At 71.7% G+C, this 26,049-nt stretch carries 24 protein-coding genes; 13 read left to right on the forward strand and 11 right to left on the reverse strand.

The features are described 5' to 3' along the window. Window positions 1-9 precede the first annotated feature (9 nt). The 5 genes from ACFXG1_RS15720 to fxsT all read left to right on the forward strand — a co-directional run bounded on the left by ACFXG1_RS15720 (window position 10) and on the right by fxsT (window position 8,706). Window positions 10-150 (forward strand): hypothetical protein, encoded by a 141-nt coding sequence (locus ACFXG1_RS15720; RefSeq protein ID WP_384715498.1) that lies wholly within the window; start codon window positions 10-12, stop codon window positions 148-150. A 56-nt stretch (window positions 151-206) separates the two neighbouring features. Further along, window positions 207-2,531 (forward strand): radical SAM/SPASM protein FxsBH, inactivated beta-hydroxylase extension form, encoded by a 2,325-nt coding sequence (gene fxsBH / locus ACFXG1_RS15725; protein WP_384742910.1) that lies wholly within the window; start codon window positions 207-209, stop codon window positions 2,529-2,531. Then, window positions 2,524-3,288 carry an aminoglycoside N(3)-acetyltransferase gene (locus ACFXG1_RS15730; protein WP_384715490.1) on the forward strand — a complete coding sequence of 255 codons (765 nt, stop codon included), beginning with the start codon at window positions 2,524-2,526 and terminating at the stop codon, window positions 3,286-3,288. Before fxsBH ends, ACFXG1_RS15730 begins: the two co-directional genes overlap by 8 nt. A 155-nt stretch (window positions 3,289-3,443) precedes the next feature. Further along, a complete protein-coding gene (locus ACFXG1_RS15735) occupies window positions 3,444-4,781 on the forward strand; it encodes a TIR-like protein FxsC (protein WP_384742913.1) in 1,338 nt (445 codons plus the stop codon). Continuing rightward, entirely contained in the window at window positions 4,765-8,706 is a 3,942-nt protein-coding gene (gene fxsT, locus ACFXG1_RS15740) for an FxSxx-COOH system tetratricopeptide repeat protein (protein ID WP_384742916.1), read from the forward strand. Before ACFXG1_RS15735 ends, fxsT begins: the two co-directional genes overlap by 17 nt. 69 nt (window positions 8,707-8,775) lie before the next feature. On the opposite strand, the gene ACFXG1_RS15745 is transcribed toward fxsT, so the two are convergent. Both ACFXG1_RS15745 and ACFXG1_RS15750 read right to left on the reverse strand, forming a co-directional pair. Next, a complete protein-coding gene (locus tag ACFXG1_RS15745; protein ID WP_384716137.1) occupies window positions 8,776-9,645 on the reverse strand; it encodes an alpha/beta fold hydrolase in 870 nt (289 codons plus the stop codon). Window positions 9,646-9,817: 172 nt separating this feature from the next. Then, complete coding sequence (locus ACFXG1_RS15750; RefSeq protein WP_384716140.1) at window positions 9,818-10,936, reverse strand: DUF3533 domain-containing protein; 1,119 nt, start codon at window positions 10,934-10,936, stop codon at window positions 9,818-9,820. A 294-nt stretch (window positions 10,937-11,230) separates the two neighbouring features. On the opposite strand from ACFXG1_RS15750, the gene ACFXG1_RS15755 reads away from it, so the two are divergent. Continuing rightward, window positions 11,231-12,109, forward strand: coding sequence for an esterase/lipase family protein (locus tag ACFXG1_RS15755; protein WP_384716142.1), 879 nt, complete (start codon window positions 11,231-11,233; stop codon window positions 12,107-12,109). 65 nt (window positions 12,110-12,174) lie between these two features. On the opposite strand, the gene ACFXG1_RS15760 is transcribed toward ACFXG1_RS15755, so the two are convergent. Continuing rightward, a complete protein-coding gene (locus ACFXG1_RS15760) occupies window positions 12,175-13,134 on the reverse strand; it encodes a lytic polysaccharide monooxygenase (protein WP_384716145.1) in 960 nt (319 codons plus the stop codon). Window positions 13,135-13,419: 285 nt separating this feature from the next. Here ACFXG1_RS15760 and ACFXG1_RS15765 point away from each other — a divergent pair, with 285 nt between their 5' ends. Then, window positions 13,420-13,881: a pyridoxamine 5'-phosphate oxidase family protein gene (locus ACFXG1_RS15765; protein ID WP_384716147.1), complete on the forward strand. Its 462-nt coding sequence runs from the start codon at window positions 13,420-13,422 to the stop codon at window positions 13,879-13,881. A gap of 143 nt (window positions 13,882-14,024) precedes the next feature. Here ACFXG1_RS15765 and ACFXG1_RS15770 read toward each other — a convergent pair whose 3' ends face one another. Next, complete coding sequence (locus ACFXG1_RS15770) at window positions 14,025-14,714, reverse strand: response regulator (protein ID WP_384742972.1); 690 nt, start codon at window positions 14,712-14,714, stop codon at window positions 14,025-14,027. A gap of 127 nt (window positions 14,715-14,841) precedes the next feature. On the opposite strand from ACFXG1_RS15770, the gene ACFXG1_RS15775 reads away from it, so the two are divergent. The 4 genes from ACFXG1_RS15775 to ACFXG1_RS15790 are packed head-to-tail and all read left to right on the forward strand — an operon-like array spanning window position 14,842 to window position 18,391. Then, window positions 14,842-15,825: a Bug family tripartite tricarboxylate transporter substrate binding protein gene (locus tag ACFXG1_RS15775; RefSeq protein ID WP_384713822.1), complete on the forward strand. Its 984-nt coding sequence runs from the start codon at window positions 14,842-14,844 to the stop codon at window positions 15,823-15,825. Continuing rightward, entirely contained in the window at window positions 15,822-16,385 is a 564-nt protein-coding gene (locus ACFXG1_RS15780; RefSeq protein WP_384713819.1) for a tripartite tricarboxylate transporter TctB family protein, read from the forward strand. The genes ACFXG1_RS15775 and ACFXG1_RS15780 overlap by 4 nt, the downstream gene beginning before the upstream one ends. 4 nt (window positions 16,386-16,389) lie before the next feature. Continuing rightward, entirely contained in the window at window positions 16,390-17,886 is a 1,497-nt protein-coding gene (locus ACFXG1_RS15785) for a tripartite tricarboxylate transporter permease (RefSeq protein ID WP_384713816.1), read from the forward strand. Between the two features lie 19 nt (window positions 17,887-17,905). Next, window positions 17,906-18,391: a GNAT family N-acetyltransferase gene (locus ACFXG1_RS15790; protein ID WP_384713813.1), complete on the forward strand. Its 486-nt coding sequence runs from the start codon at window positions 17,906-17,908 to the stop codon at window positions 18,389-18,391. Here the strand turns inward: ACFXG1_RS15790 and ACFXG1_RS15795 are convergent. Then, window positions 18,388-19,110, reverse strand: a complete 723-nt coding sequence (locus ACFXG1_RS15795; RefSeq protein WP_384713811.1) for an NAD(P)-dependent oxidoreductase — start codon at window positions 19,108-19,110, stop codon at window positions 18,388-18,390. The genes ACFXG1_RS15790 and ACFXG1_RS15795 overlap by 4 nt on opposite strands. Window positions 19,111-19,216: 106 nt before the next feature. Here ACFXG1_RS15795 and ACFXG1_RS15800 point away from each other — a divergent pair, with 106 nt between their 5' ends. Beyond that, on the forward strand, window positions 19,217-19,885 hold the full coding sequence (locus tag ACFXG1_RS15800) for a TetR/AcrR family transcriptional regulator (RefSeq protein WP_384713808.1): 669 nt from the start codon (window positions 19,217-19,219) through the stop codon (window positions 19,883-19,885). A gap of 150 nt (window positions 19,886-20,035) precedes the next feature. Here the strand turns inward: ACFXG1_RS15800 and ACFXG1_RS15805 are convergent, their stop codons facing one another. Next, on the reverse strand, window positions 20,036-20,548 hold the full coding sequence (locus tag ACFXG1_RS15805) for a DUF402 domain-containing protein (protein ID WP_384713805.1): 513 nt from the start codon (window positions 20,546-20,548) through the stop codon (window positions 20,036-20,038). Window positions 20,549-20,602: 54 nt separating this feature from the next. Between ACFXG1_RS15805 and ACFXG1_RS15810 the strand changes: the two genes are divergently transcribed. Further along, window positions 20,603-20,983 (forward strand): GntR family transcriptional regulator, encoded by a 381-nt coding sequence (locus ACFXG1_RS15810; protein WP_384713802.1) that lies wholly within the window; start codon window positions 20,603-20,605, stop codon window positions 20,981-20,983. 54 nt (window positions 20,984-21,037) lie between these two features. On the opposite strand, the gene ACFXG1_RS15815 is transcribed toward ACFXG1_RS15810, so the two are convergent. The 5 genes from ACFXG1_RS15815 to ACFXG1_RS15835 form a co-directional block, all read right to left on the reverse strand. Then, entirely contained in the window at window positions 21,038-22,180 is a 1,143-nt protein-coding gene (locus tag ACFXG1_RS15815) for a DUF5925 domain-containing protein (RefSeq protein ID WP_384713799.1), read from the reverse strand. 98 nt (window positions 22,181-22,278) lie between these two features. Further along, window positions 22,279-23,091, reverse strand: coding sequence for a polysaccharide deacetylase family protein (locus ACFXG1_RS15820; RefSeq protein ID WP_384713796.1), 813 nt, complete (start codon window positions 23,089-23,091; stop codon window positions 22,279-22,281). Beyond that, window positions 23,088-24,089 (reverse strand): glycosyltransferase family 2 protein, encoded by a 1,002-nt coding sequence (locus ACFXG1_RS15825; protein ID WP_384742975.1) that lies wholly within the window; start codon window positions 24,087-24,089, stop codon window positions 23,088-23,090. Before ACFXG1_RS15825 ends, ACFXG1_RS15820 begins: the two co-directional genes overlap by 4 nt. 176 nt (window positions 24,090-24,265) lie before the next feature. After that, window positions 24,266-25,171 carry a glycosyltransferase family 2 protein gene (locus ACFXG1_RS15830; protein ID WP_384721717.1) on the reverse strand — a complete coding sequence of 302 codons (906 nt, stop codon included), beginning with the start codon at window positions 25,169-25,171 and terminating at the stop codon, window positions 24,266-24,268. A 447-nt stretch (window positions 25,172-25,618) separates the two neighbouring features. Further along, window positions 25,619-26,029: a hypothetical protein gene (locus ACFXG1_RS15835; protein WP_384721720.1), complete on the reverse strand. Its 411-nt coding sequence runs from the start codon at window positions 26,027-26,029 to the stop codon at window positions 25,619-25,621. Window positions 26,030-26,049 lie beyond the last annotated feature (20 nt).

The following is a 26,049-nucleotide window of genomic DNA, read 5'->3' on the forward strand; positions in this document are numbered from 1 at the left end:
GGCCCCCTCATGACGATCTCCGCATCCTTCGCCGCGGCGAAGCGCAACCGAGTCTCCCTGCCACAGTCCGGCACGGCGAAGAAGGCGGCCGGGGCCGCTCCCGTCGCCGAACGACCCGTGCGTGTCGCCACGTTCAACTCGTCGCTCTAGTCGCCTTGGTCTGCGTTTCGGCCACTTTGCCGCGACCGGACCACTAGACTGGTGGAATGACAGGACCACTGGTCCCATTCCGCGAGATCGTCCTCAAAGTACACAGTCGGTGCGATCTCGCCTGCGACCACTGCTATATCTACGAACACGCTGATCAGAGCTGGCGTACCCGCCCGAAGGCAATCTCTGACGAGGCGATTACCTGGACAGCTCTGCGACTGGCCGAGCATGCCAAAAATCATGCCCTGCCCTCCGTGTCAGTGATCCTGCACGGAGGGGAGCCACTGCTGGCGGGGCCCGCGCGACTGCGCCGCGTCTGCGAGGAACTCACCCGGGCGCTGGACGGCATCGCCGAACTCGACCTCCGTATCCACACCAACGGCTTACAACTGAGCCCCCGGTATCTCGATCTGTTCGCCGAGTTCGATCTGAGGGTGGGCATCTCCCTCGACGGCGACCGCGACGCCAACGACCGGCATCGCCGCTTCGCCGACGGCCGCACCAGCCACCCGCTCGTCCTGCGCGCCGTCGAACTGCTCCGCCAGGAGCGCTACCGCCACCTCTATCTCGGTCTGCTCTGCACCGTGGACGTGGCCAACGACCCCGTCGCCGTCTACGACGCCCTGGCCGAACTGGAACCGCCGCGTATCGACTTCCTCCTGCCGCACGCGACCTGGGACCAGCCCCCCGCGCGCCCGGACGGCTCACCCACGGCCTACGCCGACTGGCTGCTGACGGTCTTCGACCGCTGGGACTCCCGGGGCAGGACCGTCCCCGTCCGCCTCTTCGAGTCCGTCTTCTCCACCCTCTCCGGCGGCCCGAGCCTCACCGAGTCCCTCGGTCTCGCCCCCACCGACCTCGTCGTCGTGGAGACCGACGGAGCCCTCGAACAGGTCGACTCGCTCAAGAGCGCCTACGAGGGCGCGGCGGCTACTGGATTCGATGTTCTGCGGCACTCCTTCGACGAGGTCGCCTCCCATCCCGGGGTACGCGCCCGCCAGCTCGGCCTCGCCTCCGTCGGCGACACCTGCCGCGACTGCCCCGTCGTCCGCTCCTGCGGCGGTGGCCTCTACACCCACCGCTACCGCTCGCCCGACGGGTTCGACAACACCTCGGTCTACTGCGCCGACCTCGAAGCCCTCGTCCGCGGTATCGAGCACCGGATCGGCGGGGAACTGGTCCCCCTCGCCGTCACCGAGCCCGGCGCGCTCCTCGCCGACGACCAGGACGTCACCCGGATGCTCAGCGGCACCCTCACCGGCGAACTCCCCGACCGGCTCGGGGACGACGCCGTCGCCGTCTGGGAGGACGCCTGGGAGCTGCTGCTCGCGCTCGACGAGAGCGGGGACGTCCTCGACCGGCTGTGGGGGCATCCGTACACCAGGGTCTGGCTGGCGGACACGCTCGCCGCGGTGCGCGAGGAACGCCCGGACGCCCCGGCGCTGCTCCACCGGCTCCCGGCCCGGCTCGCCGCCGCCCTGGTCCGGGACGGCTCGGGGCCCGAGGTCCGGGTGCCCTGCGACGACGGGACGCTCCGGCTGCCCGCCGTGGGCGATCTGACGCTCGGCGCCACCGGTGCCGTATCCGTCCTGCCGGACGGTGACGGCTTCCTCGTCACGGCGCGGGACCGGCCGGCCCTGCGGATCCCCCTGGACCCGGCGGAAGCCGCCCGGGTGCCCGGCTGGCGGGCCGTCCGGACCATCGGCGGCCGGGACGGGGTGCCCGCCCTGCGGCTGGACGACCTCGACCCCTACCGCGACTGCTACGACACCCCCGCCGCCGACCGGCTCGGGGACGACGCCGTCGCCGTCTGGGACCGGCTGCTCGCCGACGCCTGGCCGTTGCTGCTCCGGGCCGCGCCCCGGCAGGCCGCCGAAGCCGCGGGCTGTCTCGGCACCCTCACCCCGCTGGCCGGGCCGCCGGCCGGCCGGGTGCCGGGACCGCGGACCACCGCCGCCGCGGCGGAGCCCGGCTACGGCGGTCTCGGACTGCCGCGGCCGTCGTCGCCCGAAGAGCTCGCCGCCGGACTTCTGCGCGGACTGCGGCACGGCAAACTGCGCGCCCTGACCCGGGTGGGCAACGTGCACGCCCAGGACGGGCAGTGGCGGCACCCGTCGCCCTGGCATCCGGAACCGGTGCCGTTCTCCGTCCTGCTCGCGGAGGCGTACGTCAGGGTCGGGCTCGCCCCCCTCGAACCGGAGGGCGCGCAGGGGGCCGATGAGGCGCTCGACGTACTCGACCGGGCGCCCGAGCCCACCGCCGCCGGGCACCGGCTGCTGGCCGGGCTCCGTGCCGAACTCGACGCGTACCGGCGGGACGGGACGGACCGGAACCGGGAGGAGCGACGGGATCCGGCCACCGGGGAGGAGCGCCGTGGCTGACTCCGCGCTCACGGCCGAACTGGCCGCCCTGGGCGTCGGCCCCGGGCCACCGCTGCTGGTCCACGCGGCCCTCGGCGGTACCGGCCTCGACGCCGACGCGCTGCGGGACGCCCTGCTGACCGTCCTGGGCCCCGGCGGGACGCTGGCCGTCCCCGCCTTCACCCCCGCCAACTCCACGACGTCGCAGGCGCACCTCGACCGGATCCGGGGGATGACACCCGACCAGGTGCGGGCCTTCCGGGCGGCGATGCCCGCCTTCGACCCGGCGAGCACCCCCAGCCAGGGCATGGGCCGGCTGGCCGAATCCGTACGCACCGCCGAAGGGGCCGTGCGCAGCGACCATCCGCAGACGTCGTTCGCCGCCGTCGGCGCCCGGGCGGCCGAACTGCTCGCCGATCATCCGCTCACCTCGCACCTGGGCTGGGAATCCCCGCTCGGAGCCCTCTGCCGTGCCGAGGCCCGGGTATTGATGATCAATGTCGATTTCTCGGTGTGTACGGCGTTCCATCTCGCCGAGTACCACCCCGATGCACCCCGCAGGAGCTACTCCTGTGTGGTTCGGAGCCCCGATGGGGGTAAGAAATGGACAACGTACGAAGATGTCGTCCTCGACGACAGCGAATTTGACACGATCGGTGCTGATTTCCCCGACCGACTGGTACGACTGGGGCAGTTGGTGGGGCGTCGGGCCCGATTGTTCCCGATCAAGGCGGCGATCCGCCATGCGGGTCGCTGGATGTCTGAAAAGCGGCGTTGATTGACTGAACCGCGGGGGGATGGAGTGTCCCGGGCTCCGGAATGATGAATTCGCTCGCACCTTGCCTCGCGATCGGCGTGGCCGGGCTCGGCGGATCCGTCGGGATATCGGGTTGTCGGGCGTGAGGGCGGGCGTTCACACAGGACGGGGGTCGTGTGTCGGAAACAGCGCAACGTGCGGTGGACCATCGGCCGTACTTCTTCTTGAGTTACGCGCATACGCCGCGGTACGGGGCGGGGGGTCCCGACCCGGACATGTGGGTGGAGCGGCTCTTCCGTGATCTCTGCGGTCATGTGATGGCCATGACCGATCTGCCCGCCGGAGCTCCGGCGGGCTTCATGGACCGGGAGATCCGTTCGGGCGAGGGATGGTCGGAGCGGCTGGGCGAGGTGCTGGCCAACTGCCGAGTGTTCGTCCCCTTGTTCTCACCCCGCTATTTCGCCAGTGAGATGTGCGGAAAGGAGTGGTACGCATTCGCCCAGCGGGCGATCTACCACCAGGCGAAGAGCAACCGCCCGGCGGAGGCCATCGTCCCCGCGCTCTGGGTGCCGATGCCGCCCGATCAACTACCCGGCCCGGCCGAGCGGCTCCAGTTCAACCATCAGGCCTTCGGCGACCGCTATGTCACCGACGGTCTCTACGGTCTGATCAAACTCCGGATATTCGCCGAGGAGTACGAGGCGGCGGTCTACGAACTCGCCAAGCGCATCGTCGCCGTCGCCGACACCACCCGGGTCACCCCCGGCAGTCCCGTCGACTACCGTCACGCTCCCAGCGCCTTCGGCAAGTCCGCGGGACCTCGGCCGATGCATCTGACCATCGCCGCGCCCACCCACCACGATCTGCCCGACGGCCGTGCCCCCGACTACTACGGAAAACAGTCCCAGGAATGGAACCCGTACCACCCGGACTCCGCACGGCCGCTGGCCTATGTCGCCAGGGACCTGGTCAGCTCGCTCGACTACCAGCCGACGATCTCCTCCTTCGACCACGAGACCCTTCCCGACCCCGGGCTGCCGCCCACCCGGCCGGAGATCCTCGTCGTCGACCGGTGGGCCCTCGTCGACGACCGGCGCTGCGCCCGGCTGGCCGCCTTCGACGCCCATCCCCGCCCCTGGGCCACGGTCGTCGTCCCGTGGAACCGCGACGACCCCCAGAGCAGACACTCGGAGGCGGAACTCGCCGAACGGCTGGAGCGGACCATGCCCCATCAGATGAACCACGGCCGCCCGGCCTGCCGGGCCGCCGCCCGCGGGGTGTTCAGCATCGAGGCCTTCGGCCAGATCCTGCCCCAGGTCGTGGAGGCGTCGGCGCAGGAGTATCTGCGACACGCCGAGGTCTACCCGCCCGCACCACCCCCGGGCGCCGGCTCCCGGGGCGAACGGCCCAGACTCCGCGGCCCGATGGCCGACTACGGCACCACTCAGTACGTCCCGGACACATTGCGTGGAACTGCCCCCGATGCGGAGGACACGGATGACAGCCAGTCGTGACGGACGCATCGTCACCTTTTACTCCTACAAGGGCGGAACGGGCAGGACGATGGCCCTGGCCAACACCGCCTGGATCCTGGCCGCCAACGGCAAGCGGGTCCTGGCCGTCGACTGGGATCTGGAGGCGCCCGGCCTCCACCGCTTCTTCCATCCCTTTCTCGACCCCTCGACCCTGGGCGCCACCACCGGTGTCATCGATCTGATCACCGAGTACGCCTGGGCCGCGATCACCCCCGACACCGCCCGCCGCGACGACTGGCACATCGACTACGCGCGCATCCAGCCGCACGCGGTCTCCCTCACCCCCGAGATCCTCGGCTGGGAGTTCCCCGACGGCGGGACGCTCGACTTCGTGTCCGCGGGCAAGCAGAACCGGGAGTACTCGGCCACCGTCTCCACCTTCGACTGGGACAACTTCTACGACCGGCTCGGCGGCGGCCTCTTCTTCGACGCGCTCCGCGACGACATGAAGGCCAACTACGACTACGTCCTCATCGACAGCCGGACCGGACTCTCCGACATCGCCGACATCTGCACCGTCCATCTGCCCGACATCCTGGTGGACTGCTTCACCCTCAGCGACCAGTCCATCGACGGCGCGGCCTCGGTCGCCCGCCAGATCGACGAGCGCTACGGCGGCCGGAACATCAAGATCTACCCCGTTCCGATGCGGATCGACGAGGGCGAGAAGGAGAAGGCGGACGCCGGACGCGCGCTGGCCCGGGTCAAGTTCGACCGGCTGCCGAGCGGTCTCGCCGGGGACGAGCTGACCACCTACTGGGGCGCGGTGGAGATTCCGTACCGCCCCTACTACGCCTACGAGGAGACCCTCGCCACCTTCGGCGACGAGGCCGGTCTGACCAACTCCCTGCTCTCCGCCTTCGAGCGGCTCACCTCGGTGATCACCGAGCAGGACGTCACATCCATGCCGAACGTCGGCGAGGAGACCCGGCTGCGGATCAAGGACGCTTTCACCCGCCGCCGTCCCGCCCTGCCCGCCGACCTCTTCCTCAGCTATGTGGCGGAGAACCGGATGTGGGCCGACTGGATCGAGGCGCAGCTGGCCCGGGCCGGATTCCGGGTCGTGCCCCGGGACGTGTCGGTGGAGCGGGACCCGGGGGAGAGCCCGATCACACCCGAGACCGCCGCGCGGACCGTGGTGCTGCTGTCGGCCGCGTATCTGAAATCCGCCCGCGCGGTGGAGGTCTGGTCCCGGGCGGCGGCCGACGACCCCGGCGGCGGACGCCAGCATCTGCTGCCGATCCGGGTCGGTGACGTCCGGCTCACGGCCCCCTATATCGACCGCAACCCCGTCGACCTGTTCCGTCTTGAGGAGGTACAGGCGATCGGCGCGCTGCTGCGGGCGCTCGACCGGCCGGTGCAGCTGCCCGACAGCTCGGCGCCGGGACCCCGCTTCCCGGGGACGGTGCCCAAGATCTGGAACGCGCCGCCGCGCAACCCCGGATTCACCGGCCGGGCCGTCGTGCTGGAGCGGATGCGCGACCAGCTCGGCGGCGGGATGTCGGTCGCCGCCGTCCTGCCGCAGCCGCAGACGATCTACGGTCTCGGCGGTGTCGGCAAGACCCAGGTCGCGATCGAGTACGTGCACCGCTTCATGGCCGACTACGACCTGGTCTGGTGGATCTCCGCCGAGCAGATCGACGATGTGGTCGCCAGCCTCGCCGAACTCGCCGTACGGCTGGGGGCACAGGCGGGCGAGGACATGTCCGCCGCCTCCCGCGAGGCGATCGACCTGCTGCGCCGCGGAGTGCCGTCGACCCGCTGGCTGCTGGTGTTCGACAACGCGGACGACCCCGAACTGCTCAAGCGGTTCTTTCCACCGCAGGGCCCCGGGCACATCCTCGTCACCTCCCGCAACCAGACCTGGTCGCAGTACGGCGACGCGCTCCCCATCGACGTCTTCACCCGTGAGGAGTCCATCGAGCACCTCCAGCGCCGGGCCCGGGGGCTGAGCAACCACGACGCCGACCAGGTCGCGATGGCCGTCGGTGATCTGCCGCTCGCCGTCGAACAGGCCGCGGCGTGGATCGCGGAGACCGCGACGCCCGTCGCGGAGTATCTGGACCAGCTCAAGGAGCAGACCACCAGTGTGCTGGCGCTCAACCAGCCGCCGGGCTATCCGGAGCCGGTCGCCGCGACCTGGAACGTCTCCATCGAGCGGCTCAAGGAGCGGTCACCGGCCGCGGTCCGGCTGCTCCAGCTCTGCGCCTTCTTCGCGCCCGAGCCGATCTCCGCGAACCTGCTGTACAGCAAGGAGATGATCGACGCGCTGAAGCCGTACGACGCGTCCCTCCAGGAGAAGCTGGTGCTGGGCCGGGTGATCCGGGAGATCGGCCGGTTCGCCCTGGCCAAGGTCGACCAGGTCAACAGCAGCATCCAGGTCCACCGGCTGGTGCAGGCCGTGATCCGGGCCCAGCTCAGCGACGAGGAGCAGCAGAAGGCGCGGCACGCGGTCCACCAGGTGCTGGCCGGGTCCAGGCCCGATGACGACGAGCCGATCGACAACCCCTCCACCTGGCCGCAGTTCGCCACCATCTGGCCGCATCTGGCCACCTCGGAGGCGCGCAACTGCCGGGAGCCTGAGACCCGCAGGCTGCTGATCGACCGGGTGCGCTATCTGTGGAAGCGGGGCGACTGGGTCTCCGCCGCGGCCACCGCGAACGAGGTCCGCGAGGTCTGGCGCGAGATGCTGGGCAACAACGACTACCAGTATCTGTATCTGCGCTTCCACCTCTCCAACATCATGCGGTCCCAGGGCCGTTATGTGGAGGCCAAGGAGCTGGACGAGGTCACCCTGGAACGTCAGCGGGAGGTGCTGGGCCCGACGCATCCGCATACGTACATGACCACCAGCGGACTGGCGATGGACCTCGGCACGCTCGGTCAGTACGGGAAGGCGATGGAGCTGGCGACCGAGGCCCACGAGGGCTTCAGCCAGATCTTTCACGAGTCCCATCCGCGGACCCTGGCGGCGGCGAACAACCTGGCGCTGAACCTGCGGATGGTCGGCCAGTACGCCCGCGCCCGCGAGCTGGACCAGGACGTCTTCGACCGTCGTACGGAGGTGCTGGGCCCGCTGCATCCGTACACCCTCTCCTCCGCCACGTCGCTCGCCCGTGATCTGCGCGAGGTCGGCCGGTACGAGGACTCGGTGGTGCTGCTCGCGCGGACCTACGACCTGCTGAAGCAGCAGCTCGGGCGGACCTTCCCGGGGACGCTCGCGGCGGCCAAGAGCCTCGCGGTCTCCCTGCGCAGGGCCGGCCAGCTGGAGGACGCCCGGCGGCTGACCACGGCCACCCGCAACCGCTACCGGGCGCAGTACACCTCGGCCAACCCGGACTCGCTCGCCTGCGACCTCAATCTGGCGGCGGACCTGTTCGCGGCGGGCGAGCCGGTCGCGGCCCGGGACCTGGCGCAGGAGGTGGTCGACCAGTACACGGTGGTGCCGGGCGAGAAGCATCCGTACACCCTCGCCGCCATGAACAACCTGGGCATCTTCCACTGGGGCTGCGGCGATCCGGAGACCGCGGAGCAACTGCTGGTGCAGGTGGTGCGGCGGATGAGCGCCGTACTCGGCGACAGCCATCCGCACTCCCTCTTCAGCACCATCAACCTGGCCAACGCGCTGGCGGACCTGGGCAATCTGGAGGAGACGCTCCAGATCGAGCAGCGGACGGTCAGCAGGCTGCGCGAGGTCCTCGGGCCGCACCATCCCGAGGTGCTGGCGGTCGCCTCCAATCTGGCGGTGACCCTCGGCATGCTGGGCCGCAAGGACGAGGCGACGGCGCTGCGGAACGAGACCGTCGAGGAGCTGACCCGGCAGCTGGGCGAGGAGCACGCGCTGACCCGGATCGCCCGGGACGAGCGCCGGGTGCACCGTGATCTGGAGCCGCTGGCGGTGTGACCCCGCCGCGGGAAGGCGGTCGGGCCGGGACACGAGCACGCGTCCCGGCCCGACCGCCGTCCGCACGCGCTACAGCTCCTCGATGAGCCAGTTCAGCACCCGCGGCAGCGCGTGGAGGGCGTCGAAGTGCGCGGCGGTCGGCTCCAGGACGGCGGTCGCCCCGGGGATGCGTTCGGCCAGCCAGCGGGAGTGCCCGACCGGTGAGAACACATCCTTCTCGCCGTGCCAGAGCATCACGGGACCGTCGATGTCGGCCGGGTCGAAGCCCCAGGGGCCGCAGAAGGCCATGGCGTCGTCGATCCAGCCCCAGGCCGAGGTCCGCAGCGCCTCCTGGTAGTTGCGGAGCAGCATGGTGCGTACCCCGGCGTCCGCGACGACGGCCCGGTCCGAGGCCGGCAGTTCGTGCCGCAGATCGTTGAGGAGCTTGATCGGATCCTTGCGGATCTCGTCGGAGCGCAGGGTGAACAGCTCGGTGAAGGCCGTCGGGTCGTCCAGGGCCGAGGTGTAGGCGTCCACATTGGAGGCGGCCATCCCCTCGAACCAGTCGAGACCGACGGCGTCCCGGGGTGCCAGCGTCACCAGGGCCGCGGTCCGGTCGACCCGGTCCGGCATCAGGGCCGCGCAGGCCAGGGCGTGCGGCGCGCCGCCGGACCGGCCGACGACGGAGAACCGCTCCAGCTCCAGCTCGTCGGCGATGGCCCGGACGTCCTGGACCACGTCGGCGACGCTGCGGCCCGCGAGCCGGTCGGAGCCGCCGTACCCGGGCCGGTCGTAGGCGATGAGCTGCATGCCGCGCTGGTAGAGCACCATGCCGCGCGGAGCCGGGCCGAGTCTGCTGCCGGGGGTGCCGTGGAGCAGGAAGACCGGCTTGCCCTGTGGATCCCCCAGCCGTTCCGTGATCAGATGCCGCCCGTCGTCCGTGCGCACCCGACGTCGCACTCGCGTCCCCCTTCGCCCCGATCGCCCTGATGCGGGCCGACAGCCGGATCCGCGCGTCCCCGGCCCCTTGATGATTACCCATCGGAGGGCCGGGGATCTGCTGGTTTCGCCATCCGTTGGCGGCGGATTCGAGAGTGGGCGGCCGGAACGTCCCCCCGGGCGTGCGCCGGTGCTATGCCGAGGTGGCTTTCCCGGGGTCCTGAGCCGCCGGAGCCGCCGCCCCCGTACGCTCCCCCGCCCGGCGTCGCAGGACGGCGCAGACCATGGTGACCAGCGCCCCGCCGACGGCCCAGGCGGAGATCGTCAGCATCGGGCCGAGGACGCCGTTGCCGCGGAAGTAGGCGATGGACCGGGCCGCGTAGGTCCCGGCGCCGGGTGGCAGGGCCGGGCCGATCGCCTGCCAGAACGGTGGCAGCAGGGGGTACGGATAGGCGCCGCCCGCACTGGGGTTGCCGAGGACGACGACGATCAGGATGGCCAGGCCGATGCCGATGATCCCGGCGAGTCCCTGGAGGGCGAGGGTGAGCGCGCCGACGGCGAAGACCAGCAGGGTGCCCAGGCCCCACAGGGCGGGCACGCTGCCCGGCAGCGCGTCGAGGACCGGCCCGGCGATCACCGTACCGAGCAGCCCCGCGACGACGGAGTACAGCAGCAGGACGCCCAGCCGGATCAGCCCCCTGGCGGGGTTGGCCGGCCGGGCCCCGGCGCTGATGGCGAGCACGGCGGCGCAGAGGTAGCCGCCGACGCACCAGCCGACGACGAGATAGAAGGAGGTCAGGCCGCGGGCGTCGCCGGGGGAGTCGGGGACGGCGTCCACCACGTCGACGGTACGGCCCCGGGCCTTCTCGGCCCGGGTGACGACGGCGGTCAGGCTGTCGGCGAGTGACGCGCCGGACGCGCTGGCCACCAGCAGCCGGTCGGGCCCGGCGGGGGAGAGGATCAGCGCGCCGTCGACGTCCCGGTTCCCGATCTGCCGGCGGGCTGTCGCCTCGTCGGCCACGGCCCGGGGGTCGAGCGGGTCGCCCGGCAGGGCCGCGAGATCCCGTACGGCGCGTTCGGCGGCGGTCGGCGTGGGCGCGGCCACCGCGAGCGGGATATCCGTCGGCTTCGGGTGGTGGAAGGCGCCGATGTAGGAGGTGATGAAGCCCAGCTGGAGCGCCAGCACCCCGATGACCAGCAGGGCGGCCCGGAGGGTGACCGCGTCCCTGACCTCGTCGAGGAAGCCCGGACGCGGGGGCGTCCGGCCCGGGGGGTGGGGGGTGGGCCGGCCGCCGTCCGTTGTCCGCGTCATGGCCCCACGGTCGGTGCGCGGCGCCGGTCCCGCAGGCGGGACGGGGCCGAATGGCGTACGGGGGCGGGTGACCGGCCCCGGCGGGCCTGTCTGACACGCTCTCAGTTTTTACCGTCGCGTAACTTCCCCCGGCGGATTACCCGTGCGTAACTTGTCGTGAGCACCCTGGGCCGAGGGTCTTTCTTTCGGACCCGGCCCGGACCGCCGAGCCGCAACAACCGGTGCTCCGGCCGTCCGGCACTCCCTCCCGGGCGGCCGCCCCCCCCCACCTTCGAGCCGCGAGGAGTCCCCTCGATGCCGCTGCCTGCCCGGACCCGTCTCGTCCGTACCCTCGCCGCCCTCGTGCTGGCCGCCGTCGCGGGGCTCGCGCCCGCTGCCGGGGCCGCCGCCGAGCCCGTCGCGCCCGCAGCCGCGAGCCGCGGCTGGAACGACTGGTCGTGCAAGCCGTCCGCCGCCCACCCCAGGCCCGTGGTGCTGGTCCACGGCACCTTCGGGAACTCCGTCGACAACTGGCTCGGCCTCGCGCCGTACCTCGTCGCCCGCGGCTACTGCGTCTACTCCCTCGACTACGGGCAGCTCCCCGGGGTGCCGTTCGTCCACGGCCTCGGACCCGTCGCCCGCTCCGCCGAACAGCTCGACGCCTTCGTGGACCGGGTGCGGGCCGCCACCGGCGCCGCGAAGGCGGATCTCGTCGGCCACTCGCAGGGCGGCATGATGCCCCGCCACTATCTGAAGTTCCTCGGCGGCGCGGCCGAGGTCAACGCCCTGATCGGTCTCGCGCCGAACAACCACGGCACCGATCTGCTCGGTCTCACCCGGCTGCTGCCGTACTTCCCCGGGGTGGAGGACCTGCTGACCGAGGCGACCCCGGCCCTCGCCGACCAGATCGCCGGATCGCCCTTCCTGACCCGGCTGAACGCGGGCGGCGACACCGTGCCGGGTGTCCGGTACACGGTGATCGCCACCCGGTACGACCAGGTGGTGACCCCGTACCGCAGTCAGTTCCTGACCGGGCCGAACGTCCGCAACGTCGTGGTGCAGGACCTCTGCCCGCTGGATCTCTCCGAGCACGTGGCGGTCGGGACCGTGGACCGGATCGCCTTCCACGAGGTGGCCAACGCGCTCGACCCCGACCGGGCCCGGAAAACGAACTGCGCGTCCGTCATCGGCTGACGGACGCGCAGTCGGGGTGCCGCCGGGGCGGCGTTACTTCGAGGTCACGGCCTCAGGTCCGGCGGTCAGCGACCGCCGGCCGTCGCCTTGCGGCGCGCCGACATGAAGACGACACCCGTACCGATGGCGAGCACCAGACCGCCACCCGCGGCGATGTACGACGTGCTGCTGTCGCCGCCGGTCTCGGCGAGGGCCTTGGACTCGCCCTGCGGGGCGTGTCCACCGTGCGAGTCGGAGCCCTTGGCGGGCTTCTGCCCCGTGTAGGCGGCGTTCGCCTTGGTCTCCGCGTGCGAGTCGCCGCCGTGGCCGCCGTGGTCGACGGAGGACTTGGCGGCGGTCGCCTTCAGCTGCGCGTCGGTCGGCGCGGCGGCCCGCGGGGCCCCGGCCGTACCGCCGCCGAACACCACGTCCGAGCAGGTGTAGAACGCCTCGGGCGAGTCGGAGCGCTGCAGGACCGAGAAGATCAGGTGCTTGCCCTGCCGCTGCGGGACGTTGCCCGAGAACACGAACGAACCGTTCACCAGCTTGGGGTTGGTGACGGAGACGAACGGCTGCGCCTCCAGGTCCGACCACTTCAGCGGCTTCGTGGGGTCGTAGCCGTCCTTGGTGATGTACAGATCCATCGTGCCGACGTGGGGGGCGGTCGCCCGCCACGAGAACGTCTTCGCGCCCGAGGAAATGGGGGAGGACGGCCAGTCGGTGCGCGGGGCGTCGAGGCCCTTGTACTTGTCCCGGCCGACACTGCAGAGCTTGCCGTCCGGGATCTGCGAGCGATGGGCCCCGGCCACCGCGGGCAGGTTGACCTCGTTCCAGTCGTACAGCGGCTGGGTGCCACCCGCGGCGACGAGCGCCTTACAGGCGGCGGAGTCGGGGCTCTCCGGTCCTTCCGCGTGACACGCGGCGATACGGCTGACCGGGTCCGTCATGGAACCGTGGGCAACGGCGGGGGTGGCCGTGAGCCCGGCCAGCGCCAGCGGCGCGAGGCCCAGGGCGGCGGCCATGGTGACCTTGCGGCGAGCGGTCATCTGACGTTCTCCTCAACATTGGGGGGAGCCGGAGCGGTCCGAAGGGGTGCGCAGCCCGTCGTTCACCTCTTGCGCATTGGTCCGGACCAATCTCCGGCACCAGAAAGTTAGCGCCTCGGAGCCCCGAAGTCCCCTGCCGGGAGGGGAACATGGTGATCCTTATCCTTGTTTTAAGGAGGCGCTAAGAGCGGGCTGAGGATCCGGCCGCACGGTTTCCCCGGCTCTTCCCGGCCCGGTCCGGCGTGCCGGATCCATGCCGTCCAGAAAAGCGGAGGATGAACGTCCATGGCAGCAGGTTCTCCTGCCCTCAGCAGGGAAGAGCGCGAGCGGTTCCTTCTCGAACCGCATATCGGAGCCCTCTCGGTGGACTCCGGGGAAGAAGGGCGGGCGCCGCTGACGGTGCCCATCTGGTACCAGTACGAACCCGGCGGCGAGCTATGGGTGACGACCGCGGCCGACTCGCGGAAGGCGAAGCTGCTCACCGCCGCGGGCCGCTTCTCCCTCATGGTGGACCGGGTGGAGCCGACCGTGCGGTACGTCTCCGTCGAGGGGCCGATCGTCGGCGCCGAACCGTGTACCAGGGCACGGTTGAGGGAGATGGCGGCCCGCTATCTGCCGGCCGACCAGGTGGACGCCTATCTCGACTACTCCCAGGCGGAGTTCGGCGACTCGGTGGTCTTCCGGATGCGCCCCCAGCGCTGGCTCAGCGCCGAGCTGGGGGCGTCGCCCGTGCCGGCCGAATCGTAGGCCCCCGCCTGTGAAAGCCCGGTGACCCCCGGCACCATCGGCGCCACGGGTCACATCGGCCCCCTGGGGCGGACCGGGCCGACGGGGGGAAGGGGGTACGGGCACGGGGTGCCGTCGCGGTACGGGGATACGTGCCCGGTGCCTCAGGCCCGCCCGGCGAGCCGGTAGCGCCGCTCGGGCCGGCCCGTACCCCCGTACCGCAGGGTCACCTGCACCCGCCCCGTCTCCACGAAGTACTCCAGATAGCGGCGGGCGCTGACCCGCGACAGGGAGCCCGCCTCCGCGCACTCCGACGCCGAGAGGTCCCCCGGGTGCTCCCGCAGGATCCGCTCCACCAGCTCGGCGGTATGCGGCGCCAGCCCTTTCGGCAGGCCCCGGGCCCCGGGCGGCCGGGTCCCGAAGAGCTGGTCGACGTCCTCCTGCCGGGCCTGGCCGAGCCGGTCGAAACGGGAGCGCAGCGAGGCCACGTGGCGCAGCTGCTCCTGGAGCGCCGACTGGCTGAAGGGCTTGATCAGATAGTGCAGGGCGCCAGCCCTCAGCGCCGCCCGTACCAGCTCCGCGTCCCGGGCCGCCGTAATGAAGAGCGCGTCCACGGTGGCCCTGGTGGGATCCCGTTCCTCCGCCGCCCGTAGCTCACGGAGTACCCCCAAACCGTCCATATCGGGCAAATAGATATCGAGCAGCACCACGTCGGGTCGCAGCCGCTCGGCCGCGCGCAACGCCTCGGCGCCGTTGTGGGCCACGCCGGCGACCCGGAAGCCGTCGGTCGCCGACACATAGCGGCTGTGGAGCTTGGCGACCATGAAGTCGTCGTCCACCACCAGCACATTCATCACGGGCTCACGCTAAGCCGGGACCACAATGACCACAACGTCCGTTGATTCCGGAAGAGAGACACTTTCTTAACGCGACGGCAACATGTGGGCCACCTCACATCAACCCTACCGAGAGGCGGCTCACGTGCGATTGCGCACTCCCCTCGCCCTGCTCGGGGCGGCGTTGCTGGTGCTCGTGGGGCCGCCCCTGCTCAGCACGGGCGACACCTCCGAGACCGGCACGAAGATCCCCGGGCTGCGGTTCATGGTCCCCAACACCCCGGGCGGGGGCTACGACATCACCGCGCGCACCGCGGCGAAGAACGCCGAGGACGCCGATCTGTCCCACGACATCGAAGTCTTCAACCTGCCCGGCGCCGGTGGCACGGTCGGCCTCGCCCGACTGGTCTCCGAGCGGGGCAACGGCAAGCTCGCGATGTCCATGGGACTCGGTGTCGTCGGCGCGGTCCACGCCAACAAGGCCCCGAAGACCCTCGCCGACACCACACCGATCGCCCGGCTCACCGAAGAGCAGGACATCGTCGTCGTCTCCAAGGACTCGCCCTACAAGACGATCCAGGACCTTCTGAAGGCGTGGAAGGAGAACCCGCGCAAGCTGTCGGTCGGCGGCGGCTCGTCCCCCGGCGGGCCCGACCACCTCGCCCCCATGCTGATGGCCCAGGCGGCGGGCATCGCCCCGAAGTCGGTCAACTACATCCCCTTCGACGGCGGCGGCGAGCTGCTTGCCTCCATCCTGGGCAACAAGGTCGCCTTCGGCGTCTCCGGCGTCGGCGAGTACCTCGACCAGATCAAATCCGGTGAGCTGCGGCTGCTGGCCGTGACCGGCCCCAAGCGGGTGCCCGGCCTCGACGCCCCCACCCTGCGCGAGGCGGGACTCGACACGGAGTTCACCAACTGGCGCGGCATCGTGGCGCCCCCCGGTCTGACCGAGAAGGAGCGCGAGAAGCTCGTCAACCTGGTCAAGGAGCTCCACGCGTCGCCCGAGTGGAAGGAATCGCTCAAGAAGCACGGCTGGGACGACGCCTTCCTCCCCGGTGAGGAGTTCGGTGACTTCCTCGACGAGCAGAACAAGCGCGTGGAAACGGTGCTGAAGGAGCTGGGACTGTGACTTCTCCGGAGACTCCCGCCCCCCGGTCGTCGAAGGCCGCCCCGGCCCACGCGGCCCCCGAAGGCCGCCGCCAGTGGCTGCGCGACCACTCCGAGCTGGGCGTCAGCGTGCTGCTGTTCGCCATCGGGGTACTCGTCCTCACCGACGCCCTCACCATGGACGTCGCGATATCCGAGCGGGGCCCGGTCGGCCCCAAGACCGTGCCGATCGTGGTCGGCATCGGACTGCTGGTGGTCGCCGCCCTGCTCGCCGTCGACGTCCTGCGCGGCGGCCGGGGCGAGGCCGAGGGCGGCGAGGACATCGATCTGAGCGAGCCCAGCGACTGGCAGACCGTTCTGCTGCTCGCCGGGGTCTTCCTCGGCTTCGCCGTCCTGATCGGCCCGATCGGCTTCCCCATCGCCGGAGCCCTGCTCTTCTGGGGCGCCGCGTTCGCCCTGGGCAGCCGCCACTTCGATCGCGATCCGCTGATCGCCGCGGGACTCTCGCTCGGCACGTACTTCCTCTTCAACAACCTGCTCGGCGTCCCGCTGCCGGGCGGCCCGCTCATGGGGGTGCTGTAGCTCGATGGATTCGCTCAACTCTCTGATCGACGGCTTCGGCACCGCGCTGACGCCGATGAACCTCCTCTGGGCGGCCATCGGCGTACTGCTCGGCACCGCGATCGGTGTCCTGCCCGGCATCGGCCCCGCCATGGCCGTGGCCCTGCTCCTCCCCGTCACCTACGGCCTCGAGCCGACCGGCGCCTTCATCATGTTCGCCGGTATCTACTACGGAGCCATGTTCGGCGGCTCCACCACCTCGATCCTGCTCAACACGCCCGGTGAGAGCGCGGCGGTGGTCGCCGCGATCGAGGGCAATCCGATGGCGAAATCGGGGCGCGGCTCCCAAGCGCTGGCCGCCGCCGCGATCGGCCACTTCGCCGGCGGCATGATCGGCACCATCCTGCTGGTCGCCCTGGCGCCCAAGGTCGCCGAGCTGGCCGTCGACATCGGCGCCCCCGACTACTTCGCGATCATGGTGCTGGCGTTCATCGCCGTCACCTCGGTCCTCGGCTCCTCCCGGATCCGCGGTCTGGCGTCCCTGCTGATCGGTCTGACCATCGGACTCGTCGGACTCGACTCCATGACCGGCCAGCAGCGCCTCACCTTCGGCTCGCTCCAGCTCGCCGACGGTGTCGACGTGGTCATCGTCGCGGTCGGGCTCTTCGCCATCGGCGAGGCGCTCTGGGTCGCCGCCCATCTGCGGCGCGGCGGTTCCCCGCCGATCCCGGTCGGCCGCCCCTGGCTCGGCAAGGACGACGTCAAGCGGACCTGGAAGCCGTGGCTGCGCGGCCCGTTCATCGGCTTCCCGTTCGGCGCGATCCCGGCCGGCGGCGCGGAGATCCCCACCTTCCTCTCCTACGTCACCGAGAAGCGGCTCTCCAAGAACAAGCACGAGTTCGGCAAGGGCGCCATCGAGGGCGTCGCGGGTCCGGAGTCGGCGGCGTCCGCATCGGCCGCCGGCACGCTGGTCTCGATGCTCACCCTCGGTCTGCCCACGACGGCCGTGGCCGCCGTGATGCTCGCCGCGTTCCAGCAGTACGGCATCCAGCCCGGACCGCTGCTCTTCGAGCGCGAGCCCGACCTGGTGTGGGGCCTGATCGCCTCCCTCTTCGTCGGCATGGTCCTGCTGCTGGCGCTGAACCTGCCGCTGGCCCCGGTCTGGGCGAAGCTTCTGCGGATCCCGCGGCCGTATCTCTACGCGGGCATCCTCTTCTTCGCCGGAGTCGGCGCCTACGCGGTCGGCGGCGAGGCCCTCGACCTGGTCATCCTGCTGATCATCGGTCTGATCGGCCTCGGGATGCGACGGTACGGTCTGCCGATCCTGCCCGCGGTCATCGGTGTCATCCTCGGCCCGGGCGCCGAGCAGCAGCTCCGCCGCGCGCTCCAGCTCAGCGACGGCAGCGTCTCCGGCCTGGTCAACACCGGTTTCTCGGTGACGGTCTACATCGTGATCCTGATCCTGCTGGCGTGGCCGCTGCTGAAGAAGCTCGTCATGCGCCGTCGTAGCATCTCGTCATGACCCCGGATGTGAGCTGACCATGAACACCCGCCTTGCCGTCGCCGCCGATGTGCCGCTGGTGAAGTCCGTGACCGACGCGGCCTACCACCACTACATCGACCGGATCGGAACCGTGCCCGCCCCGATGAAGGCGGACCACGCGGCCGATGTGGCGGCGGGGCGGGTGTTCGTCGTGGGCGATCCGGTCCTGGGCGTGATCGTGCTCGTCCCCCGGGACGGCCATCTCTTCCTGGAGTCGATCGCCGTCCATCCGGACGCCAAGGGCACCGGCCTCGGCCGGGCCCTGCTCCGTTTCGCCGAGGCCCGGGCCCGGGAGCTGGGACTGTACGAGATCCGGCTCTACACCAACGCCCTGATGTGGGAGAACCAGAACCTCTACGCGCGGTACGGGTACGAGATCACCGAGCGCCGCGTCGACGGACCGTACGACCGCATCCACTACCGCAAGCGGCTCCAACCCGACGCCTTCGCCGCGGCCCGCCGGGTCCCCGCCGCGGGTTGCTAGTGCTGTGACCGGCCCGGGGCGTCGCCGTTGTGGGCGAGGGCGCTCGGGGTGCGGCGGCCGACGATCGCCGGGGCCTCCCGGATCAGGGTGTCGTCCGTGAGCGCCGCCACCATGAAGAGGGCGTAGTCGACCCGGCGGGTCCGGTCGCCGGCCAGGACCGGATCGCCGACATGCCGGCTCCATACGGGCAGCCCCTGGCTCTCGCCTTCTTCCAGCGTGCTGCCGCGCACCACGGTCCACCGGGTGTCGCTGGCGAACACCTGCCGGCACGCCTCCACCTGGTCGTCGATCTCGACCGCGCGGACCAGCCTGCCGACGACCGCGGCGATCCGGACGCCCCAGGTGAACAGCCGTGAGTACCGGTCCTTGCCGTCGCGCGAGATATGCCAGCCGCAGGAGAAGACCAGCCGCGCGCCCGGCTCCGCGTGGTCGAGCACGGCCCGCGCCGTCCCCGACGAGTACTGCCGCACCCCCCACGGCACCAGGACCGTGAGCACCCCGTCGCAGCCCCGCACCGCCCGCCGGATCACCTCCGGGTCGTTCGTGTCCCCGGGGACGACGGTGATCCGGCCGTCGAAGCCGGCCAGTTTCGGCACGCTGCGCTCCCGGCAGACGCCGACGACCTCGTAACCCCGGTCCAGCGCGTGCCGGACCATGTACTGCCCGAGCTTCCCCGAAGCTCCGACGATGCAGACCTTCCCGATGCGATCCGTGCCCATGGCGCAGCCCCTCAACCGTGTCGACCTTATGCTGTAAGGCAAGCTAGCCTTATGCCGTAAGGCGGTCAAGGGACGGCAAGAACGGAAGAACGGAAGAGGAGAGCCGATGGACAAGGAGGGCCGGCGCGGTACGGCGCGTACCCCCCTCAGCCGTGAGCGGGTGATCCGTACGGCCATGGCGGTCGCGGACGAGAAGGGCACGGCCGCGCTCACCATGCGGGCCGTCGCCGGACCGCTGGGCGTCGAGGCGATGTCGCTCTACCACCATGTCGCGGGCCGCGAGGACATCCTCGACGGCATGGTGGACGCGGTCTTCGGCGAGATCGACCTGCCGCCGCGCGACACCGACTGGAAGAGCGCGATGCGGTACCGGGCGAACTCCGCCAGGGCCGTGCTGACCCGCCACCCGTGGGCCGTCGCCCTGCTGGACTCCCGGACCCGGCCGGGACCGGCGACCCTGCGCCACCACGACGCGGTCATCGGAGCGCTGCGCGCCGGGGGGTTCTCCGTCGCGATGACGGCACACGCCTTCTCGTTGATCGACAGCTATCTCTACGGCTTTGTCATCCAGGAGGTGAGCCTGCCGTTCCGGGGCGAGGCCGAACGGGACGAGGTCACGGGCGCCATCCTGGCGGATATGCCCGCCGACACCTACCCCCACCTGGTCGAACTCGCCATGGAACACGTCCTGCGGCCGGGCTGGGACCCCGCCGACGAGTTCGCCTTCGGCCTCGGCCTCCTCCTCGACGCCCTCCGGCCCGACGAACGGCCCTGACACCGGGACCGGGCGGTGTCCGTCCCTCGGCCCTTCAGGCCCGGAACGCCTCCGGTGTCGCCGTGTGCCGGGCCGCCCGGGCAACGCGGCGTGCGGGCCCGGGAGCGGTGCCGGGGCGGGCGAGTTCCGGCGGGATCCGAAGGGAGGGCCCTACTCCAGCAACGCCGCCGCGCGATGCGGCCCGGCGGCGATCGCGGCGAGTTCGTCGAGGGCGCCCAGGGCCGCCGCCGCCGCGGCGGGGTCACGGTCCGCGAGACCGCTCGCGGCGAACTCGTCCTCGTCGAGGCGGAGCGGCTCGGCGCCGTCCGGCGGGACCCACAGATCGAGATCGAGGTCCTCCACGGTCAGCACGTCCCCGGAGACCAGGGCGGGGCGGGTGATGTCGCAGTACCAGCCCTTGAGCCCGCCGCCGGGGCCGCGGACCTCCTTCACCGCGTACCAGCGGTCCCGCCAGTAGTACTCGGTGAACACATCGCCCGGCTCGAAGCGGACGAAGCCGAAGTCCCGGACGCCCGGCGCCGCCCAGGGCGCCCTGACGACCACCCGGACCCCGTCGTCCGCGATCCGCTCCGCCGGATAGGTGATCTTGGTGCGGCCCGCTTTCGTCAGCCGCACCTCGACCGTCCCACCGTCAGTCGTCCGGTCCGTCGTCCCGTGAACCATCCCGTTCTCCTCCTGGTCGCTCCCCCGGGCGGTTCCGTGGGAGACAATCGCCCCGTGACCCTCACGATCGACATCGACACCGCATCGGGCGTCGCCCCTTTCGAGCAGCTCCGCGCGCAAGTCGCCGAGCTGGCCAGGTCCGGCGCGCTCCCCGTCGGCCACCGGCTGCCCACCGTGCGCGGGCTCGCCGACGAGCTGGGGCTCGCGCCCAACACCGTCGCCAAGGCGTATCGCGCGCTGGAGACCGACGGCGTCGTCGAGACCCGCGGCCGGAACGGGACCTTCGTCGCCGCCGCGGGCGACGCGGCCGTCCGGGAACTGGCGCATGCCGCCGCCGCCTTCGCCGAGCGCGCCCACCGGCTGGGCGCCGACCCGGACGCGGCGCGGTCCGCCGTACGGGACGCGCTGCGGGCCGCGTACGGCACCGGCGGCTGACCCGCGCCGGTACGGGACACGGCGCGTCCCGCTCCGTACCGCCGGGTCACGGTGTCAGAGGTACAGCCCCGCCGACGGCGCCGACGACTGGCCGGGGACCGACGCGGGGGTACTGCCCCGGCGCAGCGCGTACAGCTCCGCCAGGGTCGAGCCGTCCCGGCCCACACCCTCGTCGGTGCCGAGCCAGGCCACGGACTCCGCGCGGGAGAGCCGGCCGACCTCGATCCGGGCCAGACAGCGGCCGGGGCGGACGACCGCCGGATGCAGCCGTTCGAGGTCCTCGTTGGTGGTGACGCCGACCAGCACATTGCGGCCCTGGCCGAGCAGTCCGTCGGTCAGGTTCAGCAGCCGGGACAGGGCCTGTCCCGTGGCGTGCTTGGCCTCGCCGCGGATGAGTTCGTCGCAGTCCTCCAGCAGGAGCAGCCGCCAGCGGCGGTTCTCCCCGCCGGTCTCGTCGTCGTCATCGTCGTCGACATGGTCGTCGTCCTCGCCGATGGCGATGTCCATCAGATAGCCGACGTCGTTGAAGAGCCGCTCCGGGTCGAGCACGCAGTCGACCTGGCACCACTCCCGCCAGGACCGGGCCAGCGTCCGCAGCGCCGAGGTCTTGCCCGTGCCCGGTGGTCCGTGGAGCAGCAGCAGCCGTCCGGTGATGTCGTCCGGGGTGGTCTTCATCAGCTCGTCGAAGGCGGTACCGACCGGGGCCGCGTAGTTGCCGCGCACCTCCTGCCAGGAGCCCGCGGTGATCTGCCGGGTGGTGCGGCGCGGGCCGCGACCGGGGGAGAAGTACCAGAAACCCATGGTGACGTCGTCGGGCGTCGGCTCGGGCCGGTCCGCCGCGTCCCGCGTCGCCCGCTCCAGCACCTCACGGGCCAGCGCGTCCGAGGTCGCCGTCACGGTGACGTCCGCGTTCTGCTGCCAGCGGGAGGCCAGCAGGGTCCAGCCCTCGCCCTCCGCCAGTACGGAACTGCGGCCGTTGGCGCCGGCGGAGGACCGCAGCACCGTCGCGCCCGGAGGCAGCAGTGGGGCGTCGCGTTTGACGGGGTCGACGTTGACGGTCCTGGCATACGGCTGCTCGCCGGTGGCGAAGCGGCCGATGAACAGGGCGTCGATGACATCCGTCGGGGAGTCGTCGTCGGTGAGGGTGAGACGGATCGGCAGAGCGTCCTGAGGGCGCGGGACTGGCATGCGCCCCATGATCCGTCACCCGTGCGGGCGACGCACCGGCTTTTGCGTCGGCGTGGTGCGGCGGTTCGTACGGAGCGGGGCGCGCCCGGTCCCCGCGGGACAGGGGGTCAGCCGCGGGGCCCGGCCGCCTCGCGGAGCAGGGTCGCCGCCCGGCGGGTGCGGCGCACCGCCGCGTAACCCTTGGTGAGGGCCCGGTCCGCGGCGAAGGTGCGGGCGATCGCGCGGCCCTCCACGATCCGGGTGAACTCCTCGATCCCGGTCCGGCGGCGGACCGTCAGCCGTTCGACGGCGTACGGGCCCTGGGCGGGCCTGGCCAGTCCGTTGCCGACGGCGAACGCCTGGGCGAAGCCCGCCGCGCGGACCGTCTCGCGGACGCGGCGGCTGGAATAGCCGTAGGGGTACGCGAAGGAGCGCGGCACCTCGCCCAGTTCGCCGGCGACGACGTCCCGGCAGTGCTCGGTCTCGAACCGCAGCCGGGCGTCGTCGATCTGGTCCAGCTGCGGATGGCTGTGGGTGTGGCCGCCGATCTCGGTACCGGCGGCGGCCAGCTCCCGCACCTGGTCCCAGTCGAGCATGGTGTCGAGGGCGCCGCCCTCGTCGTGGGCGCCGCGCAGCCAGCCGGTGGAGACGAAGAGCGTGGCGGGGAAGCCGTGCCCGGCCAGGACGGGCAGGGCGTGCCGGTGCACGCCCTCGTATCCGTCGTCGAAGGTGATCAGCACCGGGCGGGCGGGCAGCGGCCGGCGGTCGCCGGACCGCCAGGAGGCCGCGAGATCGGCCGTGGTGACCGGGGTGAAGCCGCGGTCGGCGAGTACCGCCATCTGTTCGGCGAACGCCTCGGGCGAGACGGAGAGTCCGTGGGTCTCCTTCGCCGGGGCGGTGGCCACGGCGTGGTACATCAGGACGGGTACGGGGTTGTTCATCGGGTGCGGGTCTCTCCGGAGGCGTCGGTACGGTCGGGTTCCGCCGCGGGCAGCGGCTCGATCGGGCCCGACGAGAAGGTCACCCCGCCCCGGCGGGCCCGCAGGCTGCCGAGGGCGTAGCCGCCGGCCGCCGCGGCCACACCGGTGACGATGGCCCCGGCGCGGCCCGCGCCGCCCCGGCGGCCCCGGGCCGCGTCCCGCAGACCCCGGACCACCCCGGCGGGCAGTACCCGGGTGGTGTAGCGGCGTTCGGACTCGAGCCCCTTGCCCGCGCCGACGCTCCGCGCGACGAGCGCCTTGGACAGACCCTCGGCATAGGTCCGGGTACGGAAGTAGCCGAACCGCTCCCGGGCGGCGGGGACCTTGTGGTGGATCACCGCCCGGTCGTCGATCAGGAGCACCGCGTCCGGCAGCGCGTTCGACAGCCGGATGCACAGCTCGGTCTCCTCGCAGCCCAGTGGGCGCTTGTCGCCGTCGCGGCCGATGCCGGTGGCGAAACCGCCGGCGGCGTCGAAGGCCGTGCGCCGGAAGGAGGCGTTGCCGCCGAGGACGTTGCGGACCCGTACCTTCCCCGGGGGCAGTCCGCGGTAGGTGCAGCCGACCACCCAGTCGAACTCCTCGGGGAACCAGGCCGGACGGTGCCCGGAGGCCCAGGCCGCCTCGGTCCTGCCGCCGACGGCGACGACCGCCTGGTCGTCGTAGGCGTCGGCGAAGACCCGCAGCCACTCGGGGTCGGCCACGGCGTCGTCGTCGAGGAAGGCGACGAAGTCGCCGCGGGCGGCGGCGATCCCGGTATTGCGACCGGCGGAGAGCCCGCGGGGGCCCGCGTTGGCGAGGACCCGGACCACGGCGCCGGCCGGGAGGGCGGCGGACCCGGGGGCGTACTCCTTGAATTCCCGGGCGAGCCGCTCCAGCAGGGCCGGATTGTGGTCGACGACCAGCAGCGTCTCCAGGGCGGGCAGCGACTGGGCGCGGACCGAGGCGACGGCCGCGAGGATGTCGTTCCAGCGGTCGTCGGTATAGGCGCAGACGACGACGGAGAAGCGTCGGTCCGTCGATTCGGCCGGGTCCGCCGGGGCTGCCGGGGCCGCCGGGTCGGCCGACTCGGCCGGAACCGCCGGGTCCGGCGGCTCGCCCGGATCGCCGGCCGGTCCCGGACCCCCGCCGGCCGCGGTCACGACGACTCCCCGCGGGCGGCCGGGACCCCGAAGCCGCCCGTGGTGCGCCGGCGGGCCGCGCGGGCGACCCCCTTCTCCTTCAGGATGACCCGCAGGACCCGCAGTCCGTCGCGTACGGCGCTGAGGTTGCTGACGCCGTGGATGCGGACGTACTCGTGGCTGGGCACCTCCTGCACCCGCAGCCCGGCCTTGACCACGCGGATGTTCATCAGCGTCTCGATCTCGAAGCCGGTGCAGTCGAGGGTGATGTCGTCCAGGCAGTGCTTCCAGAACGCGTTGTAGCCGTAGCACAGGTCGGTATAGCGGGCGCCGAACTTGGCGTTGACCGCCGCGCACAGCACCCGGTTGCCCAGCTTGCGGATGAAGGTCATGTCGTCGGTGCCGCCGCCGTTGGCGAAGCGGGAGCCCTTGGCGAAGTCGGCGCCGGAGACCAGGGCCGAGACATAGGAGACGATCTCCTTGCCGTCGGCGGAGCCGTCCGCGTCGACCATCACGATGATGTCGCCGGAGCAGGCGGCGAATCCGCTGATCAGCGCGTCGCCCTTGCCCTTGCCCGCCTGGGTGACGACCTTGACGTCGGGGCGCAGGGAGCGGGCGACCTCGACGGTGTCGTCGGTGGAGTTGCCGTCGACCAGGACGACTTCGTGGATCCACTCCGGCAGCGTCCTGAAGACGTGCGGAAGGTTTTCGGCCTCGTTCATCGCGGGTATGACGACGCTGACGGGCGGGGCGATCGCCAGATGCGAGGAGACCGGGCGGTACCGTCTCGCGGGGTCGGACCCGGCGGCCGGTTCGGCACTCGGCTCGCGCTCCGCGCGCGCGACGCCTTCGGGACCGTCGTGGCCGGAAACGGCCGTCGTCGAATCGTGTCCCGGGTCGGCCGGGCGCAGAACAGAACTCATTGGATTTCTTCCCTCTCCACCGGTGGACCGTCCGCGGCCGGACGGCCCGGACGCATGTCCGGTTCGAAAGGGGGGTCTTGCCTCACCCGGCCATGGCGGAGCGACGCTCCGGCACAACGGGCGAGCTGCAGAAACGGCCGCGCGGTCGGCCCTGGTACGGGTTCGGCGACGAGCGGCGTCGACGAACGGACGTGACCGGACCGGGCACGCGGCACCCCCCTACCGCGCCCACTCGCTCCAGGACACCGCGGCGCGCGAGCCCTCCCCTTGAGCCGCTTCGTGGTGTCTCAAAAGCGTGTGGATGTATGACGGTATTGATGTTGATGACTGTATGACAAGCCCAGGAACGTGGACTTGTTCTTTCGGTTTCTTTTGGCGGTGTTTCGGTTTCTTTCGGTTTCCTTCGGTGGAACTTTGCTTCCTGTTCCTCCGCTGGTTCCTCCGCGATCAGCCGGACGGTCGGTGACCCGCCGGTTCCGTTCCGGACCGTTCGTTCCTCCGGTCCGCCGCCGTCCACAGGAACAGCAGTGCGGTGACAGCAACGATAGCCGCCGCCGACGCGCCCGCCGTCAGCACCTCCAGCCACGAGAGTCCCGCGGCGATCGCCAGATCGACCGAGGCCGCCCCCGCGACGGCGGTCGCCGCGCGGGTGCCGGGCTCCAACCGCCACAGCGCCGCGTACAGTCCGGCGGCCGGGCCGAGCAGGAGGAAGAGCAGGGCGAAGGGCGCGCGAAGGGGTGAATCGCTGCCCGCCAGGGCGAGTACGGCACCGATTCCGGCCGCGGCGGTCGCCGCTCCGGCGAGGATCGGGGGCAGATCGGTCCCGATCCGTGACGATGTGTCTGTGTGGTCCCGCATGTCGGGGTGTGCTCCCGGGC

The organism is Streptomyces sp. NPDC059248 (assembly GCF_042753905.1).
Taxonomy (GTDB): domain Bacteria; phylum Actinomycetota; class Actinomycetes; order Streptomycetales; family Streptomycetaceae; genus Streptomyces.